This is a genomic window from Streptomyces sp. NPDC058864, from assembly GCF_042742985.1.
Taxonomy (GTDB): Bacteria; Actinomycetota; Actinomycetes; order Streptomycetales; family Streptomycetaceae; genus Actinacidiphila.
In genome coordinates this window covers 340200-358775 of the sequence record NZ_JBHYMQ010000002.1, presented here as the reverse complement: position 1 = coordinate 358775, position 18576 = coordinate 340200, and the positions used below count along the sequence as shown (strand labels likewise).

At 73.5% G+C, this 18576-nt stretch carries 17 protein-coding genes; 5 read left to right on the top strand and 12 right to left on the bottom strand.

Annotated features, from left to right (window positions below; all coding sequences use genetic code 11):
* Window positions 1-59: 59 nt before the first annotated feature.
* From ACFW3D_RS03230 to ACFW3D_RS03220, 3 genes are all read right to left on the bottom strand, one after another.
* Window positions 60-380 carry a DMT family transporter gene (locus tag ACFW3D_RS03230; RefSeq protein WP_361002094.1) on the bottom strand — a complete coding sequence of 107 codons (321 nt, stop codon included), beginning with the start codon at window positions 378-380 and terminating at the stop codon, window positions 60-62.
* A 103-nt stretch (window positions 381-483) separates the two neighbouring features.
* Entirely contained in the window at window positions 484-822 is a 339-nt protein-coding gene (locus ACFW3D_RS03225) for a GroES family chaperonin (RefSeq protein WP_026251892.1), read from the bottom strand.
* A gap of 10 nt (window positions 823-832) precedes the next feature.
* Complete coding sequence (locus tag ACFW3D_RS03220) at window positions 833-1156, bottom strand: DUF3618 domain-containing protein (RefSeq protein WP_500500696.1); 324 nt, start codon at window positions 1154-1156, stop codon at window positions 833-835.
* Window positions 1157-1256: 100 nt separating this feature from the next.
* On the opposite strand from ACFW3D_RS03220, the gene bcp reads away from it, so the two are divergent.
* Window positions 1257-1724, top strand: a complete 468-nt coding sequence (gene bcp, locus ACFW3D_RS03215) for a thioredoxin-dependent thiol peroxidase (protein WP_500500694.1) — start codon at window positions 1257-1259, stop codon at window positions 1722-1724.
* Window positions 1725-1767: 43 nt separating this feature from the next.
* Here the strand turns inward: bcp and ACFW3D_RS03210 are convergent, their stop codons facing one another.
* Together ACFW3D_RS03210 and ACFW3D_RS03205 are read right to left on the bottom strand one after the other, a co-directional pair.
* Window positions 1768-2415: a class F sortase gene (locus ACFW3D_RS03210; protein ID WP_500500692.1), complete on the bottom strand. Its 648-nt coding sequence runs from the start codon at window positions 2413-2415 to the stop codon at window positions 1768-1770.
* Between the two features lie 4 nt (window positions 2416-2419).
* Window positions 2420-3373 (bottom strand): hypothetical protein, encoded by a 954-nt coding sequence (locus tag ACFW3D_RS03205; protein ID WP_500500690.1) that lies wholly within the window; start codon window positions 3371-3373, stop codon window positions 2420-2422.
* A 193-nt stretch (window positions 3374-3566) separates the two neighbouring features.
* Here ACFW3D_RS03205 and ACFW3D_RS03200 point away from each other — a divergent pair, with 193 nt between their 5' ends.
* Complete coding sequence (locus ACFW3D_RS03200) at window positions 3567-4346, top strand: HAD-IIA family hydrolase (RefSeq protein WP_499512058.1); 780 nt, start codon at window positions 3567-3569, stop codon at window positions 4344-4346.
* A gap of 156 nt (window positions 4347-4502) precedes the next feature.
* Window positions 4503-5909, top strand: coding sequence for a hypothetical protein (locus ACFW3D_RS03195; protein WP_500500689.1), 1407 nt, complete (start codon window positions 4503-4505; stop codon window positions 5907-5909).
* Here the strand turns inward: ACFW3D_RS03195 and ACFW3D_RS03190 are convergent.
* Both ACFW3D_RS03190 and ACFW3D_RS03185 read right to left on the bottom strand, forming a co-directional pair.
* A complete protein-coding gene (locus tag ACFW3D_RS03190; RefSeq protein ID WP_500500687.1) occupies window positions 5893-6849 on the bottom strand; it encodes a hypothetical protein in 957 nt (318 codons plus the stop codon). The genes ACFW3D_RS03195 and ACFW3D_RS03190 overlap by 17 nt on opposite strands.
* A gap of 56 nt (window positions 6850-6905) precedes the next feature.
* Entirely contained in the window at window positions 6906-8081 is a 1176-nt protein-coding gene (locus ACFW3D_RS03185; RefSeq protein WP_500500685.1) for an ROK family transcriptional regulator, read from the bottom strand.
* A gap of 47 nt (window positions 8082-8128) precedes the next feature.
* Here ACFW3D_RS03185 and ACFW3D_RS03180 point away from each other — a divergent pair, with 47 nt between their 5' ends.
* Entirely contained in the window at window positions 8129-9199 is a 1071-nt protein-coding gene (locus ACFW3D_RS03180) for a Gfo/Idh/MocA family oxidoreductase (protein ID WP_500500683.1), read from the top strand.
* 477 nt (window positions 9200-9676) lie between these two features.
* Here ACFW3D_RS03180 and ACFW3D_RS03175 read toward each other — a convergent pair whose 3' ends face one another.
* Together ACFW3D_RS03175 and ACFW3D_RS03170 are read right to left on the bottom strand one after the other, a co-directional pair.
* Complete coding sequence (locus ACFW3D_RS03175; protein ID WP_500500681.1) at window positions 9677-10030, bottom strand: STAS domain-containing protein; 354 nt, start codon at window positions 10028-10030, stop codon at window positions 9677-9679.
* Between the two features lie 153 nt (window positions 10031-10183).
* Window positions 10184-10924 carry a GAF and ANTAR domain-containing protein gene (locus ACFW3D_RS03170; RefSeq protein WP_500500679.1) on the bottom strand — a complete coding sequence of 247 codons (741 nt, stop codon included), beginning with the start codon at window positions 10922-10924 and terminating at the stop codon, window positions 10184-10186.
* Between the two features lie 172 nt (window positions 10925-11096).
* On the opposite strand from ACFW3D_RS03170, the gene ACFW3D_RS03165 reads away from it, so the two are divergent.
* Complete coding sequence (locus tag ACFW3D_RS03165) at window positions 11097-12143, top strand: glycoside hydrolase family 6 protein (RefSeq protein WP_500500677.1); 1047 nt, start codon at window positions 11097-11099, stop codon at window positions 12141-12143.
* A 21-nt stretch (window positions 12144-12164) separates the two neighbouring features.
* Here the strand turns inward: ACFW3D_RS03165 and glxA are convergent, their stop codons facing one another.
* The 3 genes from glxA to ACFW3D_RS03150 form a co-directional block, all read right to left on the bottom strand.
* A complete protein-coding gene (glxA, locus tag ACFW3D_RS03160; protein ID WP_500500675.1) occupies window positions 12165-14093 on the bottom strand; it encodes a radical copper oxidase GlxA in 1929 nt (642 codons plus the stop codon).
* Entirely contained in the window at window positions 14090-15892 is a 1803-nt protein-coding gene (locus ACFW3D_RS03155; RefSeq protein ID WP_500500673.1) for a glycosyltransferase family 2 protein, read from the bottom strand. The genes glxA and ACFW3D_RS03155 overlap by 4 nt, the downstream gene beginning before the upstream one ends.
* 409 nt (window positions 15893-16301) lie before the next feature.
* Window positions 16302-18461 (bottom strand): SpoIIE family protein phosphatase, encoded by a 2160-nt coding sequence (locus tag ACFW3D_RS03150; RefSeq protein ID WP_500500671.1) that lies wholly within the window; start codon window positions 18459-18461, stop codon window positions 16302-16304.
* Window positions 18462-18576 lie beyond the last annotated feature (115 nt).

Here is an 18576-nt window from a genome sequence, read left to right as displayed (position 1 = left end):
CCGCCGGGGACTTGCCCGGCGGCGCCCGGTCCGTACCTGGCGCGGCGGCCCGGTGCCGCTCAGTGCCCCGAGGTCGCCTTCAGGCCGACCACGGACACCAGCAGCAGGCAGATGAAGAAGATCCGGGCGGCGGTCGCGGGCTCGCCCAGCACCACGATGCCGAGCACCGCCGCGCCGGCCGCGCCGATCCCGACCCACACCCCGTAGGCGGTGCCGATCGGCAGCGTCCTGGCCGCGTACGACAGCAGCAGCATGCTCGCCACGATGCCGAGCCCCGTGCCGACGCTGGGCCACAGCCGGGTGAAGCCGTCGGTGTACTTCATGCCGACCGACCAGCCGACCTCGAGCAGGCCGGCGGCACACAACAGGACCCATGCCATGACGGGCACCTCCACGATCCTCAGGGGGGTCAAGGGGTGCGTCGTCTTCGCATGGGTCCTGGTACGGCGCGTCTCGTCAGGGTACGGACCCGACGATAACAAATCAGAGGTAGAGGCCGGTGGAGTCCTCCGAGCCCTGCAGCCGCTCCGCCGCCACCGCGTGCAGGTCCCGCTCCCGCATCAGCACGTACGCGGTGCCGCGCACCTCGACCTCGGCCCGGTCCTCCGGGTCGAAGAGCACCCGGTCGCCGACCTCCACGGTCCGTACGTTCTGTCCCACCGCGACCACCTCGGCCCAGGCGAGCCGCTTGCCGACGGCCGCCGTGGCGGGGATCAGGATGCCGCCGCCGGAGCGCCGCTCGCCCTCGGGGACGTCGGAGCGCACCAGCACGCGGTCGTGCAGCATGCGGATGGGAAGCTTGTCATGCGTATTCGAACTCACAGGTACGACGTTACCGGCGACGCCGGCGCAGTGAGAGCCCGGCCACCACGGCGACCAGCGCCACCGCCGCGACCGCGACCGGCACGATGCGCTCCACGCGGGGCGCGCCGTCCTCCGACACGAAGTGGCCCCGAAGCTCCGTCACGCCGCGGTTCACCGCCACGTACGCGCGGCCCGCGGTGCGGTCCACCGCGGAGGCGACCTTCGCCTTGGTGTCCGCCGCGATCGTGCTGGGGTGCACCCGCACGGCGATCTCGTCCAGCGTGGCGGCCAGCGCCTGCCGCTTGAGGGCGATGTCCGCCTCGATCTGAGCAGGGCTCCTGCCATCCGACACTGCTCCGCCTCCATCGTCCTTGTCGACCGGTACCGTGCAGACAGTCTGTCAGCCCGTCCGTGCCGATGCCCGTCGGCACCCCGAACCGGAGAACTGCACCATGAGCGAGCGCCTCCAGCCCGGCGACACCGCCCCCGCCTTCACCCTTCCCGACGCCGACGGCAACGAGGTATCCCTCGCCGGACACGCGGGCCGCAAGGTCATCGTGTACTTCTACCCGGCGGCCCTCACGCCCGGCTGCACCAAGCAGGCCTGTGACTTCACCGACAACCTCGACGTGCTCGCGGGCGCCGGCTACGACGTCATCGGGATCTCGCCGGACAAGCCGGAGAAGCTGGCCAAGTTCCGCGAGAAGGAGTCCCTGAAGGTCACCCTGCTCGCCGACCCCGACAAGTCGGTGCTGACCGCGTACGGCGCCTTCGGGGAGAAGAAGCTGTACGGCAAGGTGGTGACCGGGGTGATCCGTTCCACCGTCGTCGTCGACGAGCAGGGCAGGGTCGAGCACGCCTGGTACAACGTCAAGGCCACCGGGCACGTCGCCAAGCTCATCCGCGACCTGGGGGTCTGAGGCCCCGTCGGGCGTCGGCCCGCGGCGGTCGTGCCCGCGGCCCTCACGCGCGGGTGTGCGAGCCGGTCAGTGCCGCGTACACGACGACGTTCGCCGAGTAGGTCTGGGTGGCGTGGTCGAAGGTGCCGCCGCAGGTGATCAGCCGCAGCTCGGGGCGGACCCCCGAGCCGTACACCCGGTCGGGGCGGAAGCCCTGCTTGTCGACGATCTCCACACCCTCGACCGCGAACTCGGCGACCGAGCCGTCCGAGCGGGTGACCTCCACCAGGTCGCCCTGCGTGACCGTGCTCAGGGCGTAGAAGACCGCCGCCTTGGTGCGGGTGTCGACGTGCCCGACGATCAGCGCCGCCCCCGCGTCACCGGGGGCGGGACCGCGCCCGTACCAGCCCGCCACGTTCGGTGTGCTGAACGGCGGCGGGTCCACCGCGCCGTCGGCGGTGAGCCCGCGCTCCACCAGCTTGGCGTGGATGCCGGCCGAGGGGACGTCGATCCGCAGCGGGCGTGCCGGGGGCAGCGGCGTGTGCGCCGCGTAGACCTGGGCGGGCCGCCCCGCCGCACCGGCCCCCGCGGTCGCGGCGGGCGCGGGGGCGCCCACCCCGGAGCCCGGCAGGCCCGGGTGGACGTATCCCCTCAGCCAGGCCGCGGAGAGCACCACGGCGGCCGCGAGGGCCGCGACGGTACGTGCCTGCACCGGGTCAGTCCCGGGTGCGGCGGCGGTGCACGACCAGTCCCGCCGCCCCAGCCACGGCCAGCACGCCGGCCGCCACGATGCCGGGCACGCCCGCGGGCTGCTGCTCCGCCGCGGCCTGGTGGCCCGCCATGGCTCCGCCACCCGCGGGGACGGGCGCGGACGGGAAGCCGGAGGCGGCCTCGGTGACCTCCAGCGTGCCCTCGTGGGACTTCCCGTCGCAGGTGATGGAGACCCGGTAGGAGCCCGGGGTCAGCCCGGAACGGACCACCGCGGAGGCGTACATCCCGCCGTCGCTCGCCGGGGCGAGCGTGACCGGGGTGACGAACGCGGAGGAGTTGACGGTGCCGGTCTTGGCGCGGTCGCACTGGTCGGTGCGGACGTCGACGTCACCGCCGGGACCGGCCGTGCCGGGGGTGATCCTCACCGGGCCGGCGGCGACGCCCCCTACGCCTCCTACGCCACCGACCCCGCCGACGCCCCCTACGCCACCGACCCCGCCGTCGCCGACGCCCCCGCCGTTGTCGTTCCCGGGTCCGTTGTCCTCTTGGGTGTCGTCGTCCCGTCCGGAGTCGTCCCGTCCGGAGTCGTCGCGGCCGCTGTTGTCGCGTCCGGAGTCCTCGTGGTCGTCGTCGTTGTCGTTGCTGTTCTGCCGGCCGTTGTCGCCGCCGGAATCGTCACGCCCGTTGTCCTCGTCGTCATCGTCGTCGTTGTTGTTCTGCCGGCCGTTGTCCTGGCGGTCGTCGTCGCCGTTCGTCCCGAACTGCAGGAGGGGGTTGCCGCCTCCGCCGTCCTGGTCCCCGTCACCCCCGCCGCCGCCTCCTCCGCCGAACTGGAACGTGGTCCCGTGGGAGTCGTCCGAGCCGTCGTCGGCCAGGGCGGCCGGACCGCAGAACACGATCAGCGTCGCCGCGGCGACGGCGCACAGGGGAACACGGGCGGTTCCCGTGACAGAGCCCATGATCACAACCTCCACTCACCCGGGCTCATGTCGTCGGATCGGTCTGCCCCGGTCTATCGAAGGTCCCCTCCCGCGCGGGCCCTCGCATGCGGTGGTGCTCCGGACGGGTCCAGGGGTCGCCCGGACCGGCGAACCCGGGGCGGACGCCGTGCGCATGTGCACAGGTCACCCGGCCGGACTAGAGTCCGCAGCCATGACAGCGCGCAAGCCCATCGAATCCTGGCTCACCGACATGGACGGCGTCCTCATGCACGAGGGCATCCCGGTGCCCGGCGCGGACGCCTTTATCAAGCGGCTGCGGGACTCGGGCCGCCCGTTCCTCGTCCTGACGAACAACTCGATCTACACCCCCCGCGACCTGGCGGCACGGCTCAGCCGTATCGGCCTGGACGTGCCGGCGGAGAACATCTGGACCTCGGCACTGGCCACCGCCCGCTTCCTGGACGACCAGCACCCCGGCGGGACGGCGTACGTCATCGGCGAGGCCGGTCTCACCACCGCCCTGCACGACGCGGGCTACGTGCTGACCGACCACGAGCCCGACTTCGTGATCCTGGGCGAGACGCGGACCTACTCCTTCGAGGCCCTCACCAAGGCCATCCGCCTGATCAACGCCGGCTCCCGGTTCATCGCCACCAACCCCGACAACACCGGGCCCTCGCCGGAGGGGGCGCTGCCCGCCACGGGCTCGGTGGCCGCCCTGATCACGAAGGCGACGGGCAAGGACCCGTACTTCGTGGGCAAGCCCAACCCGCTGATGATGCGCACCGGCCTCAACACCATCGGCGCGCACTCCGAGACCTCCGCGATGATCGGCGACCGCATGGACACCGACGTGCTGGCGGGCCTGGAGGCAGGGATGCAGACCTTCCTTGTGCTGACCGGCCTGACCAAGGCGGGCGACATCGACCGCTTCCCGTACCGGCCGACCACCGTCGTGGACTCCATCGCGGACCTCGTCGACCTCGTCTGACGACGGCACCGCCCCCGGCCGTGGCCGACTGCCGGGGGCGGTGCCGCGGCGACGGGTGACGTTCACCGGATGATCACCCGGTGGGCGGCGGGAGTTGGCGAGGGCGGAGCAGGCTCTCTCCGCATTTCCGCAGCGATCTTGGAAGGGCGTCCACCGATGCTGTCCCGCACCCGCACGGCCACCTTCGTCCCCGGCGCGGTCGCCACCGTGCTCGCCGCCACGATGGTGCCGCTCCTCGGCACCCCGGCGGGCGCCGCCACGTACGGCACCCCGACGATCTCCCTGTCGGCCTCCTACCTCTCGGGCGCGGTCGGCGCCACCGGCGACCCGGCCGTCACGGTCACCGTCGCGCAGAGCGGCGCGGACGCCTCGGCGCTCACCGTCGCCGCCTCCGCCAGCACCAAGACCTCGGTCGCCGGCACCGGCGACGTGACGGTCAGCGGCACCGGGGGCACCCGCACCCTCACGGTCGCCCCCCGCGCCCGCGGCTACGCCGACCTGACGGTCAAGGTGACCGGCCTCGGAGGCAAGACCGCCACGAAGACGCTGCACTTCGCCGCCTCCGCCGCCGTCACCCACGCCGCCGACACCCGGTACACCACCGGCTCCAGCGACGCCTCCGCCGCCGTGGACGTCGGCGGCGGCTACATGGTGGTCGCCGACGACGAGAGCAACGTGCTGCGGCTGTACCGGCGCGACGGCTCCGGCGCCCCCGTGCGCACCTGGGACATCGGCTCCAAGGCCGGTGCCTCCTCCGAGATCGACATCGAGGCCGGCACCCGGGCGGGCGACACCATCTACTGGACCGGCTCCATGGGCAACAACAAGGACGGAGAGATCAAGGCCGACCGCTCCACGCTCTTCGCCACCACCGTCACCGGCAGCGGCGCCGACACCCAGCTGACCGTCTCCGGCTACTACGAGGGTCTGCGCGCCGACCTGATCGCCTGGGACAAGGCCAACGGCAACCGGTACGGCTTCGCCGCGGGCGCCGCCTCCGGCGAGATACCCAAGGCCATCGACGGCTTCAACGCCGAGGGCATGGAGTTCGCCCCCGGCTCCACCAGCACCGCGTACATCGGCTTCCGCGCCCCGCTGGTGCCCCCGGCCTCCGGCGGCAAGGCCCTGCTGGTGCCGGTCACCAACCTCGACAAGCTGGTCGGCGGCAAGCCCAACACCTCCGTCCACGCCACCTTCGGCACCCCGGTCACCCTCGACCTGGGCGGCCTCAGCGTCCGCGACATCCGCCGCAACGCCGCCGGGCAGTACCTGATCCTCGCCGGCTCCTGGGCCGCCGACGACAACAGCGACCCGTACGCCCTGTACTCCTGGGACGGCAGCGCAGGCAGCGCTCCCGTCAAGCTGCTCGACCTGCCCACCTCCGACCCGGGTGCCTGGGAGGCCGTCGTGGAGGTCCCCGACCTCACGGCGACCGGTGCCCGGGCGCAGCTGATGACCGACAACGGTGCCGCCGACCTGTACGGGGACGGCAAGGAGGCCAAGGACCTCACCCACCCCGAGTGGCAGAAGTCCCGCACCACCTGGTTCACCCTCGGCGGCTGAACCTCAGGGCCGCGCCGCCCATGACCATGAGCACCCCGGCGCCCGTCAGCATCAGCGCGGGCGCCCGGTGCGGGTCGCCGGTGGCGGCGAGGCCCGGGGCGGCGGCGCCCGGCGCGGTACCCGGGTCCGTCTCGCCGCCCTTGCCCGGGACGGGTCCGGTCCCGGGGTCCGTCCCCGGGCCGGTGCCCGGTCCGCTTCCCGGGCCGCTGCCCGTGGAAGGACCGGGCACCGGTGACCCGCCCGGCCGCACGCCCGGTTCCTCTTCCGGTCCCGCGCCGGTTCCCCCGTCGCCGCCCCGGCCGCCGTCCGGCCGCCCCTCCTCGCCGGTCCGGCCCGGGCGCGGGGACTGCGGCCCCGCGGTGGCGTCCCGGGAGGGTGCGACGTCGAAGTCGTAGCCGGCGGACTCGCCGACCCAGTCGCCGTCGCGGCCGCGGCGCTCCATGATCGTGGCCGACGCCGTGACCGGCCCTGCGGGCGTCGCCGCCGTGAAGCGCAGGCGCAGCGCGATCGCCACCGTCCGGCGCGAGGGCAGCGTGGTGCCGGGACCGTTCTTGCCGCCCACCACGGCGATGTTCTCGTCGTTGTCCGTGCGCTCGACGGCCACCGGCCGCCACGAGCGGTCCCGCGCGTTCCCGGCTCCCGCGGCGGAGGCCGCCGCCCGGTACTCCAGCCGGATCTGATCAGCCGTCAGTTTGCGTCCGCGATCGACGAAGACGAGGACCGGGTGGACCTCGCGCAGCTCGCCGCGGGACGTGTTCTCCAGTTCCACCCGGAACTCCCGGGGCCCGGCCCCCGCCGCGTAGGTGTGGGGGCCGCCCAGCAGCCGGGCGGTCACCGGGAAGTCCTCCGCGCAGGCCTGGGGGGCCGCCGCCGTGACCGCGGCCGCCGCGACGGCCAGAGCGCTGCACCACCTCATGGGCAGCGAAGCTCTCACGGTCATCCGCTGATAACACCGCACGACGCGGCTCCGGTCCGCCCCCGCACCCGTACGGGCGGTCAGCCCGCCGCCGTCTGGCCGAAGAGCGGCGCCAGCGCCAGCAGCGCGGCCCCCTCCGCGACCACGCGCCGCCCGGCCGGGGCGACGGTGACCGGCACCGTGCGGCCGGCCGCACGCAGGGTGCGCGGGTCCATGGCGGCTGCCACCTCGCGCGCGAACAGGGCGGGGTCCGCCAGTACGGTACGGCCGCCGAGCACGACCCGGTCGATGTCCAGGAGGGAGACCAGGTTGGCGGCACCGACGCCGAGCAGCCGTGCGGCCCCCGCCGTGTCGCCGCGGCCGACGGCGGCCAGGCACAGTGCCTCCAGGCAGCCCCGGTTGCCGCAGGCGCACACCGGGCCGTCCGGGGCGACCGCCTGGTGGCCGAACTCCCCGGCGCCGGTGCGGGAGCCGCGGTGCAGGGTGCCGTCCAGCACGAGGCCCGCGCCGAGCCCGGTCCCCAGGTGCAGATAGCCGAAGGAGTCCCCGGCGCCCGCCCCGGTCGCGCCCGCCCCGGTCGCGCCCGCCCCCGTTCCGGCCTCGCCACCGGCGCCGGGTGCGAGCACGGCGAGCGCCGCCGCGTTGGTGTCCTTGTCCAGTACGACCGGCAGCCCGAGGCGTTCGGCCAGCGCCTCGCGCAGCGGGTAGCCGTCCCATCCCGGCAGGCCCGTGACGCGGTGCAGCACCCCTGTGGCGTGGTCGAGCGGGCCCGGGCAGGCGAGCCCGGCGCCCAGCACCGCCCCGTCCGCGCCGGGCGTCGCGCCGACGGTCTCCCGGACCAGTCCCGCCACCGCCTCCAGCACCTCCCCGGCCGGGCGGCCGAGGTCCAGCGGGGCGGTCCTGGCGTCCACCACGCCGCCCGCCAGGTCGGCGAGCACCACCGTCAGCTCGTCGCGGTCCAGGTGCACCCCGGCGGCGTACCGGGCGCGGCGCGCAAGCCGCAGCAGGGTGCGCGGCTTGCCGCCGGTGGGGGCGCCGCGTCCCGCCTCGTCGACCAGGCCGTCGGCCCGCAGCCGCGCGGTGATCTTGCTGACGGCCTGCGGGGTGAGCCCGGTGCGCTCGGCCAGTTCCAGTCGGCTGATGCCGGTGCCCCCGCCGGCCGTCGCCGCCCGCAGCAGACCCAGCACGAGGGCGGCGTTGTGGCTGCGCAGCGCGGGCAGGTTGGCCCCGGAGATTCCCCTGTTCACGTCCCCCATTGTCAGGCTCCCTTGCACTTTGGCAACACCGTTGCTTAAGTGGTCGCATGTCTCCCGCACCTCTTCGCGTCGGGCTGGTCGGCTACGGTCTGGCCGGCTCGGTCTTCCACGCCCCGCTGATCGCCACCACCGACGGCCTCGTCCTGGACACCGTCGTCACCAGCAACCCGGAGCGCCAGGCGCAGGCCCGCGCCGAGCACCCGGACGTCCGCCTGGCCGGACACCCGGACGAGCTGTGGAAGCGCGCCGGCGAGCTCGACCTGATCGTCCTCGCCTCGCCGAACAGGACCCACGTCCCGTTCGCCACCGCCGCCCTGGAGGCCGGGCTCGCGGTGGTCGTCGACAAGCCGGTCGCCGGCACCGCGGCCGAGGCGCACACGCTCGCGGACTTCGCCGACGAGCGCGGTCTGCTGCTCTCGGTCTTCCAGAACCGCCGCTGGGACAACGACTTCCTCACCCTGCGCGGGCTGCTGGAGCGCGGCGAACTGGGCGAGGTGGGGCGCTTCGAGTCCCGCTTCGAGCGGTGGCGGCCGAGCCTGAAGGGCGGCTGGCGCGAGTCCGGCGACCCCGCCGAGATCGGCGGCCTGCTCTACGACCTCGGCAGCCATCTCGTCGACCAGGCGCTCACCCTCTTCGGCCCCGCCGTCTCCGTGTACGGCGAGCTGGACGTGCGCCGGCCCGGCGCCCAGGTGGACGACGACGCCTTCGTGGCCGTCACCCACGCCGGGGGCGTCCGCTCCCACCTGTGGATGAGCGCCACCACCGCGCAGCTCGGCCCCCGCTTCCGGGTGCTCGGCAGCGCCGCCGGCTACGTCAAGCACGGCCTGGACCCGCAGGAGGCCGCGCTGCGCGACGGCGCCCGGCCCGCCCCCGGCACCGTGTGGGGCACCGAACCGGAGGCCGAATGGGGCGTGCTGGGCGCGGGCGACGACGTGCGCCCCGTGCCGACCCTGCCCGGCGACTACCCCGCGTACTACACCGCCGTCGCCGCCGCCCTGCGGGACGGCACCGCACCGCCGGTCACCGCCCGCGAGGCCGCCGACGCGCTCACCGTCATCGAGGCGGCCGCCGTCTCGGCCCGCGAGGGCCGGACCGTCCGGCTCACGCCGACGGCCTGACCGCACCGCCGCGCCTGACGAGGTGTACAGCGCCCGGCCCGCGGTCCGCTCCTCCCGGAGCCGCCGGCCGGGCGCTCCTCACCCTCGGGCGCCGGGACCGCGGGAGTGGTCCCGGCGCGTCAGGGGAGAGACGGTGGGCCCGCCCCGGAACGCGCGGTTCGGGCAGCCGGGCCCGCAAGCGCGTCAGTGCCGCGCGGCCCGCGGTGCGGCGCACCCGCACCCCGTCCGGGGAGGGCGGCTGCGGCGTGACGCCGCCGGGCGGCCGGCGCCTCGCCGCCAGGGGCGCGCCGAGTGCGGATCTGCGCGGGTCGGACAGGGAAAGGCGTGCGAAGGCCGCGAGCTTGGCCATGGCCGGACCACGTCCTGAAGGCGTAGGAGGCACTTCCGGCGACCGGGGTCCTGGGCCGCCCTGCCAGGCTAGAACACCTGAATGCGGCCGGGCTAGGGCGTGTCGGGGGCGCGTGTGCGGGGCGCGCGTCAGTCCGTGGGCTCCGGCCAGTCCGGCAGGATCGTGAAGCACCGGGTCAGCCGGGTCGCCCGCAGCGTGCGCAGCGTGAACTCGTCCCGGCACACCAGCCGTACCCGCCCGGAGTGCTCCTCGGCGCGGCGCCGGGCGCGCACCAGCGCCGACAGGCCGCTGCAGTCGATGAACTCCACCGGCCGCAGGTCCACGACGATGTCAGGGCGGTCCGCACCGGTCAGCGCGTCCAGCGCGGCGGACACCCCGGGCGCGGTGAGCACGTCCACCTCGCCGCCGAGCGTCACCAGGGTGCTGGACCCGTCGGTGCGCCGGTCGATCCGGGGCGTGGTGTCTGTGGCGTCGTCGGACATGGGACGTCTCCGGGAGCGGAAGCCTGGCGAGTGCGGCAGGTACGGGAACGGGACGGGACGCCACCGGGGTCCGGGGTGGTGGGGCCAGCCTATGCCCGACGTGCCGGCACCGGCCCGGCCGAGGACGAATACCGGACGTCCCCCGCCGTCCGATCAACTGCCGGACCCCCGCAGGGCGTCGGAGTCCACCGTGCCGTCCACGACGCCCAGGGCCAGTTCCGCCAGCCGTACCCGGTGGGTGCGCGCGTACCTCCGCAGCTCCGTGAACGCCTCGTCCACGCCGACGCCCCAGCGCTCCGCCAGCACGCCCTTGGCCTGCTCCAGCACGACCCGGCTTTCCAGCGCGGCCTGCAACTGGGCCGCCAGCGACTCCTGCCGCTGCCGGGCCCGTTCCTGGAGTATCCCGATGGCGGCGGCGTCCGCGAACGCCCGGGCCAGCGCCACGTCGCCGCCCGGGGGATCACCGGGCACACCGCGGAACAGGTTCAGCGCGCCGATCACCTCGGCCCGGCGCCGCAGCGGCACCGCGTACGTCGCGTGGAAGCCCCGGTCGCGGGCGAGCGGGGCGAAGTGCGGCCAGCGGTCGTCGCAGCGCGCCAGGTCCGGGGCGGTGACCACCTCGGAACCGCGGTAGCAGTCCAGGCAGGGCCCCTCCTCCCGCTGCCGCCCGAGGAGTTCGCCCGCCCCGCCGCGGCCGGCGGCGGTCCGCAGCCCGCCGCGCCCGTCGTCCAGCAGCAGCCCGGCCGCCGTCACGTCCAGCAGTTCCACGCAGCGGTCGGCCACCCGCTCCAGGAAGACGCCCACGTCGAAGTCGCCGTCCAGGGTGTCGGCAAGCTCCACGAAGACCTCGGCGAGCCGCAGCTCGCGCGCACTGTGCGTGGGGTGCTCTGTCACGTCCGGCTCCAGCCCTCGGCGGCCACGGCTTCGCCGGGGGATTCTGCCATGGGGGCGAGGCGCGGCATTCGACGGGAAAGGCGCCGACTGACCCGATCCGAGGCCCCGTTGGCGGTTCGGTATGTCAGGATTGACGGCGACCGGTCTCGTCCCGCCATCCAAGGGGGAGTGGATGTTCGGCACCAACACCGGCCCGCTGCGCAGAGCGGCCTGTGCCGTGTCCGCCGCCGGACTCCTCTCCGTCGTGCTCGGCGGCTGCTTCGGCACCGGGAAGCCCGGGGGGAGCCAGGACAAGGGCGGCGGCAGCCCCGGCCGCACCGGAAGCCCCGGGAGCACGGCGGGGGCACCGTTCTGGATCAACCCCGACACCGCCGCGGCCCGGCAGGCGGCGCAGTGGCGCAAGGACGGCCGGGAGGGCGACGCCGAGCTGCTGGAACGGATCGCCGGCCGGCCCGTCGCCGAGTGGATCGGCCAGGACGACGCCGGGCAGCGGGCGAGGGACTACACCGGGGCCGCCGCCCGCGACGGCCGGGTGCCCGTGCTCGTGCTGTACAACATCCCGCACCGCGACTGCGGTCAGTACTCCCAAGGCGGCGCCGCCGACGGCGCCGCGTACCGCGCATGGGTCGACGAGGTCGCGGCCGGCATCGGCGACCGAGAGGCTCTGGTGGTGCTCGAACCGGACGCCCTCACCCACCTCGTCGACGGCTGCACCCCGGTGGAGTTCCACGACGAGCGCTACGCCCTGCTGTCCCACGCCGTGGACACCCTGGGAGCGCTGCCGCGCGCACGGGTCTACCTCGACGCGGGCAACGCCGGCTGGGTCAGCGACCCCGCGCGCCTGGCCGGCCCGCTGCGGGCGGCCGGCATCGCCGGGGCCGACGGCTTCGCCCTCAACACCTCGAACTTCTACACCACCGCCGCGAACACCGCGTACGGCAGGAAGCTGTCCGCCCGGCTCGGCGGCAAGCACTTCGTCATCGACACCAGCCGCAACGGCCGCGGCCCCCTCGACGGCGCCCACGAGGAGGCCTGGTGCAACCCGCCCGGCCGCGGCCTGGGCACCCCGCCCACCACCGACACCGGTGACGAACTCGTCGACGCCTACCTGTGGATCAAGCGCCCCGGCGACTCCGACGGCACCTGCAAGGGCGGCCCCCGGGCCGGCGACTGGTGGCCCGAGTACGCCCTGGGACTGGCCCGGCGCGCGGCCTCCTGACCTCGCGCCGGGCCCCTCCCGTCAGGTCACCCGCACCCAGCGGGCCTCGGACGGCGTGCCCTCCTCGTCGGTGACGACCAGCATGTACCAGCCCGGCGGCACGATCGTCGGGTCCTCGGGGACGGTCACGCTCACCGACCCCTTTCCGCGCCTCACGTCCAGCGCGATCGACCGCTGCTCCACGTCGGTGGCGTGGGTGACCGCGCTCGGCCGCATCAGCCGCGCCGACTCGATGTGCTCCGCGTACGCGGTCGGGAAGGTGGCCGTGCCGCCGCGCCGGACGGCCGCCGGGCCCGTGCCGAGCGAGGGCCGGGAGTCCCGGTAGCGGTACGCCGGGGTGTACACCTCGATCCGCTGCTCGAAGAAGCCCGGCTTGGTGTCGGCCGCGTCCCCGAAGAGCGGGTTGGAGCCGAAGACCGCCACCCGGCCGTCGGGCAGCAGCAGCGCCTCCGAGTGGTAGTTGCGGCCCACGGACGGGTCGGCCGCCTCCCGGAAGGCGTTCTGCGCCGGGTCGTAGATCTGCGCGCGCAGGACGTCGCTGCTGCCGCGGCCCCGGTAGTCACGGGAGCCGCCGGTGGTGAACAGGGTGTCGTCGGGCAGGATCACCGTGTTCAGGTAGCGGGTGGGCTCCGGCAGGTCGGGACCGGTCGTGTACCGCGGGTCGGCGGCGTCCAGGTCCACCACGGCGGTGCGGGTGGTCGAGGAGTGCGACTCGCCGACCCCGCCGCCGCCCAGCACCATCACCTTCTGGTCCTGCGCGGGCGGCAGCAGCACCGAGCCCGCCGTCTCCAGGTCCTCGGCGTCCTTCAGGCCGGGGACCTCGGTGAAGCGGTTGGTGCGCAGGTCCCACACGCCCGGGACCCGGCCCTCGTCGGCCGGCCCGTACCCCGCGTTGGCGCCCGAGTAGAAGATCTTCCCGCCCTTCATGAGGAAGAGCGCCGGGTAGGTGGGGAAGTAGCGCTCGGTGGTGTACGCCCACGTCCGGGTCTTCGGGTCGTAGATCTCGTTCTTGCCCGGTACGACCTGGCCGATGTCGTCCAGTCCGGAGGCCGAGAGCACCCGGCCGTCGGCGAGGGTGACCAGCGTCGGGTACCAGCGGGCCTCGTTCATCGGGTCGACCGGCACGTAGCGCTCGGCGAGCGGGTCGAACTCGTAGGCCTGCTTGATCCCCTGGAAGTCCTTCTTGTCCAGGCCGAGCTTGGTGGCCAGCCCGTAGAAGTTCTCCCCGTCCTCGCCCCGCAGGCCCTGGATCCCGTACTGCGCCGCGGTGTTGACGATGCCCTTCTCGCCCTCGACCAGCGACTGCACGAACACCCGTGCCTCGCTCGCGGTCACGGTGACCTCGCCGGTCCGGGCGTCGACGGTCTTCTTGGCGCGCGGCACGTTGACGGGGAACTCCGACCGGAAGGAGCGGCCGTTCTCGTTGTTGACGAAGACCGTTCCCTTGGGGAAGTTCCGCGGCTTGTCCGGGTCCTCGTTCTTGATGAGCATCGCACCGCCCGCCCGGTCCACGGCCTCCTTGAGCTTCTCGTAGCGGGCGGTGCCGCCGGCCACCAGCAGCGTGCCGTCCGCCAGCTGCGTGTGGCCGGCGCAGAACATGTCCTTGGGGGTGTCGATCTCCTTGAAGGTGTTCTTCACCGGGTCCCAGAGCACGCTCTTGAAGGACTTGGCCTTGAAGTTCCGCTCGTCGTTGCCGGAACCGGCGATCAGCAGCACCTTCCCGGTGCGCAGCAGCGCCGCGTGGATGGCGTTGACGCGGAACTCCTCGGGGACCTCGACGAGGTCCCAGTGGCCGTACGCGGCCTTGTAGCCGGGCTGGTTGATCTTGTAGTCGTGGTACTTGGCGGCGGAGTAGCCGTAGATCGCGGGCGTGTTCATCCCGGCGAGCACCCCCACGGCCGTGCTCCCGACGGCGATCTTCCGCAGTCTGCGGCTGGGTCGGTACCTCATCGGGCTGCGCTCCTGGAACGTACGAGGGACAGGGACCACACGGCGACCGGCGCCAGCGCCAGGACGAGGGCCAGCGTCGCCCAGGTGCGCATCGCCACGTGGGTGTGGCCGTTGAAGAAGCTGGCGGCGAGCGAACCGCCGAAGACGAGCAGCCAGAACAGGTGGATGCGGAAGGTGGACAGCAGCCGGTCCGGGCTCGCGGAGTCCCCCTTGGGGGTGACCACGAACCTGCTCTTGCGCCGCAGCACCGCGTCCATCAGCGAGCGGGCGTAGATCGGCGCGGACAGCGCCGACATCACCATGCCCGCCGCGCCCGAGGAGCCCTCCGGCTCGTGCGGGCTGACATTGTGCCGCCGGTTCCACATGTACAGGCCGATCTGCAGCGCCGCGGCGTCGCTGTAGAGCATCATCCAGACCTCGGAGTCGATCTGGATGCCGGAGGCGCCCAGGCCGAGGAAGAGCGCGCAGCTGAGGCCGCCCAGCACCCAGTTGACCGCCGTCATCGGGTAGTAGACGACCATCAGCGTGTAGTTGAGCAGACGGCCGGGGGAGAGGGTGAACGGCACCTTCCAGAACTGCTTGATGAGCGTCTCGTAGGTGCCGCGGCTCCAGCGCAGCTGCTGGGTGAAGAAGTCGGTCCAGGAGGACGGTCCCTCGCCGACGGCGAGCACGTCCGGGGTGTAGACGGAGGCCCACCTGCGGCCGGTGGCGGGATTGCGGTGCCGGTGCAGTTCCAGGCCGGTGGCCATGTCCTCGGTGATGGAGTCGTACAGCCCGCCGACGCTCTTGATGGCGCTGATGCGCACCGCGTTGTTGGTCCCGACGAACATGGGGGAGCCGTAGCGGTTGCCGGCCCGCTGGATGAGCGCGTGGAAGAGGAACTGCTGGCTCTCGGCGGCCTTGGTGACCGCGCTGTCGTAGTTGCCGTAGACCTGCGGCCCGACGACGAAGGCGATGTCCGGGTCGCGGAAGTAACCGAGCATCCGCTCCAGGAAGTTGGGGAGCGGGACGTGGTCGGTGTCGACGGAGGCGAAGAAGTCGTAGTCGTCGCCGTGGGCGTCGAGCCAGGCGTTGTAGTTGCCGTGCTTGGTGCGGGCCCGGAAGGCGCCGCTGGGCCGGTTCCAGCGCTCGACGCCCTTGCGGGTGAAGTGGCGTACGTTCAGGCGCTCGCACAGGCGCTTGACGTCGGGGTCGTCGCCCTCGTCCAGGAGCCAGACGTGCAGTGTGCCGCGGTGGCGCAGCCGGACCGCGGCCTCCAGGGTCGCCCGCACCATCGCCAGGGGCTCCTTGCCCGGGACGAAGGTGGTCACGAAGGCGACCTTGCTGCCCTTCTCGGGGACCACGGGTACCGGATCGCGCGCGACGAGCGTCGCGTGGGCGTTGGACGTCACGTTGATCAGCCGGAAGAGCTCGATCAGGCCGATGGATATCAGCATCACGGCGTCGCAGGCGACCATCCAGCCCGGCGCGTGCTCCCGTCTGGTCCAGTGGGCCGGCTGCATCAGCCAGGCGAGCAGCACCGCCGAGAGCACCGGGGCCGCGCCGAGCAGCAGAGCCGCGCGTATCCGGTGGGGCTCCTCGGAGAGGAGGCTGCGGTACTTCACCCGGTACGGGACGCCGGGCTCCGGCTCGGTGAGCGGGCCGGCGAGTCTGCTGTAGTGCTCGTAGTCGTACCGGGGCGCGACCGCGCCGGGGTCCGGCCGGGACGGGCCGGGGCGGGACTGCTGGGGTATGACGGGCGCGGGCGTTCCGGCCCGAGGGTCGGTCGTGTACTGCTGGGCGCCGGGTGTCGGCGGCATGTGGATGCTCCCCCCGAAGCATGTCGCGCCGCTGTCGCGGCGGTGTTGGCGCCCCGGGCGCTGCGGCCCCCCGCCCCCGGGGCATACGTGGGCGTTCTGTGGCCTCCGGGTCGCGTGAGGCAGGCTATGACTCGTCAACGACCGGACCACCGTGAGGTAACGCCTGAATTCACCCCCCTCGCCCCCTGCGGGCCGTCCCCCGGGCCCACACGAAAAAGCCGCCGAAACGGACCCTTTCGTTCACCGGTAAGGGCGCATAGGTCCGTTTGGCGCATACATGTCCTGCGGACCCAGCCTCCCCGAATGCCCGTCTTGATCGCAAGGTGCGAAACGAGTTGTTAACCGGTCGTATGAGCGATTTCGTCCGGTTGTGTGCCCGTGACCTGCGGCAGGACTGCGGACCGGTGGCTCAGGACTCGTCGGCCGCCTCTTCATCGGCCGCCCCGTTGCCGGCCGCCTCGTCGCCGGCCTGCTCGTCGTCCGCCGCCGGCGCCCCCATCCGGGCCAGCAGCAGGGCGACGTCGTCGTCCGGTGACTGCAGCCGGGCGCCCAGGACGACGTCGCAGGTCTCCTCCAGCGAGCGGCGGCGGCTCTTGAGCTTGAGCGCGCGCATCAGCGTGCGCAGCCCCACGTCGATGGACTGCCGCCGGTCCTCGACCAGCCCGTCGGTGAACAGCGCCAGCAAGGTGCCCTCGGGGAGCTTGCGCTCCACCGTGTGGAAGCGGATCCCGCCGACACCCAGCGGCACCGCGCTGGGCAGGTCGATCAGCTCGGCGCGGCCGCCGGGCGGTACCAGCACCGGCGGCAGGTGCCCGGCGGTGGAGAACTGGCAGCGGCCCGTCGCCGGGTCGCAGACGGCGTAGACGCAGGTGGCGATGAAGTCGCCCTCGGCGCTGCCGGTGATGTTGTCGAGGTGCGCCAGCACCTCGTGGGGCGGCAGGTCGAGCCGGGAGAAGGCCCGGGTCGCCGTACGCAGCTGTCCCATGATCGCGGCGGCGTGCAGGCCCTTGCCCATCACGTCCCCGACGATCAGCCCGACCTTGCCGTCCCGCAGCTGCAGGACGTCGTACCAGTCCCCGCCGACCTCGCGGACGGCGGGGATGTAGCGCGCGGAGATCTCCATCCCGTCCATGCGTGGCGGCTCGTGCGGCAGCAGGCTGCGCTGGAGGGTGAGCGCGGCGTTGCGCTCACCCGCGTACAGGCGCGCGTTGTCGATGGAGATCGCGGCCCGGGCGGCCAGCTCCACCGCCAGTGTGCGGTCCTCGTCGTCGAAGGGCTTCTGGTTGCGGGTGCGGAACATTCCGACCGCCCCCAGCACCTCGCCGCGGGCGATGAGCGGCGCGGCGAGGTAGGAGTGCGCCCCCGCCCGTTTCAGCTGGGCGGCGGCCCGGTCGTCGCGGGCTATGCGGCGCAGCATGCGGCTGCTCACCCGGTGCACGACCACCGGCTGGCCCTCCCGCACGGTCTTGGTGATCAGCCGGTCGTCGGAGTACCGGGCCAGCTCCCCCACCGGGTCGACGGCGCCGATCGCCGCGCCGGACTCGGCGGCCGCGACCGCCAGCGCCCGGAACTCGGCCGACTGCTGGGCGCGCACCTTGGGCACCGGGCCGCCGCGCAGCACCTCGTCCAGGACGTCGACGGTGGCGATGTCGGCGAGCGTCGGCACCACCACCGAGGCCAGCTCCCGCGCGGTCTGCTGCAGGTCCAGCGTGGTGCCGATCCGGGTACCGGCCTCGGCGATCACCGCGAGCCGGCCGCGGGCCTCGGCTATCTCCTCGGCGGCCTGGTGGCGCTCGGTGAAGTCCGCGATCGACGTGGCCAGGCCCAGCACCCGCCCGGTGGGGTCCTGGATCCGGTAGTACGAGATCGACCAGGCGTGGTCGTGCTCCTGGTCGGCGTACGTCCTGACCACCGTGTCCAGGTCCAGCAGCGGCTCCCCGGTCTCCAGCACCTGCCGCATCCGGGCCTCGATCGCCCGGAACTCCGAGCCCCGCGAGATCTCGCGCACCCGGCGCCCCAGCATGGCGGCCGCAGGCAGGCCGTGCAGCTCCTCCATGGCCCGGTTGACGCGCACGATCCGCAGGTCGGTGTCGAAGACTGCGAGCCCGATCGGGGACTGGTCGACGAGGCTGCTCGACAGCGCCATGTCCGTCTCCACGCGCCGCACCGTGGTGAGGTCGGCGCCCAGGCCCAGCGCGTAGACGCCGCCGTCCACGTCGTGCATCCGCATGTTCCGGAACTCGACGTCCCGGGTCGTGCCGTCCGCGTGGACGATCGGGAACACGCCCTGCCAGATGGCACCAGCCCTGACCTGCTTGAACAGCTCGGTGACCAGCTCCAGCTTGTCCGGCGCCACCAGCAGCAGGCCGGCGTTCTGGCCCAGGGCCTCGGCCGCCGAGTAACCGAACAGACGCTCGGCCTCCGGGCTCCACAGCACGATGTGACCGGTGCGGTCCAGCACCATCGCCGCGACCTGCAGAAGGTCGAGCAGGCCCCCGGGCGAGGCGGCCCCTGGACTCGGCCGGGCCTCCCTGCCCGTGCCGGGCGGCGGCGGATCGTGCGCGTGCATGGCCTCCTCGTGAGCCCCCGTAGAGCCCTCACATCATCGTTACGGGATATTTTCGCACCGAGTCAACCGGGACGCCGCCCTTGTCGCACAAATGAGCGAGGGCGCCCTTCCCGAA

What these genes read in the sequence shown, in the direction of transcription:
- ACFW3D_RS03230 (WP_361002094.1), bottom strand. Translation starts at nt 380, where the DNA reads ATGGCATGGGTCCTGTTGTGTGCCGCCGGCCTGCTCGAGGTCGGCTGG.
- bcp (WP_500500694.1), top strand. Translation starts at nt 1,257, where the DNA reads ATGAGCGAGCGCCTCCAGCCCGGCGACACCGCCCCCGCCTTCACCCTT.
- ACFW3D_RS03205 (WP_500500690.1), bottom strand. Translation starts at nt 3,373, where the DNA reads ATGGGCTCTGTCACGGGAACCGCCCGTGTTCCCCTGTGCGCCGTCGCC.
- ACFW3D_RS03200 (WP_499512058.1), top strand. Translation starts at nt 3,567, where the DNA reads ATGACAGCGCGCAAGCCCATCGAATCCTGGCTCACCGACATGGACGGC.
- ACFW3D_RS03195 (WP_500500689.1), top strand. Translation starts at nt 4,503, where the DNA reads ATGCTGTCCCGCACCCGCACGGCCACCTTCGTCCCCGGCGCGGTCGCC.
- ACFW3D_RS03190 (WP_500500687.1), bottom strand. Translation starts at nt 6,849, where the DNA reads ATGACCGTGAGAGCTTCGCTGCCCATGAGGTGGTGCAGCGCTCTGGCC.
- ACFW3D_RS03185 (WP_500500685.1), bottom strand. Translation starts at nt 8,081, where the DNA reads ATGGGGGACGTGAACAGGGGAATCTCCGGGGCCAACCTGCCCGCGCTG.
- ACFW3D_RS03180 (WP_500500683.1), top strand. Translation starts at nt 8,129, where the DNA reads ATGTCTCCCGCACCTCTTCGCGTCGGGCTGGTCGGCTACGGTCTGGCC.
- ACFW3D_RS03175 (WP_500500681.1), bottom strand. Translation starts at nt 10,030, where the DNA reads ATGTCCGACGACGCCACAGACACCACGCCCCGGATCGACCGGCGCACC.
- ACFW3D_RS03165 (WP_500500677.1), top strand. Translation starts at nt 11,097, where the DNA reads ATGTTCGGCACCAACACCGGCCCGCTGCGCAGAGCGGCCTGTGCCGTG.
- glxA (WP_500500675.1), bottom strand. Translation starts at nt 14,093, where the DNA reads ATGAGGTACCGACCCAGCCGCAGACTGCGGAAGATCGCCGTCGGGAGC.
- ACFW3D_RS03155 (WP_500500673.1), bottom strand. Translation starts at nt 15,892, where the DNA reads ATGCCGCCGACACCCGGCGCCCAGCAGTACACGACCGACCCTCGGGCC.
- ACFW3D_RS03150 (WP_500500671.1), bottom strand. Translation starts at nt 18,461, where the DNA reads ATGCACGCGCACGATCCGCCGCCGCCCGGCACGGGCAGGGAGGCCCGG.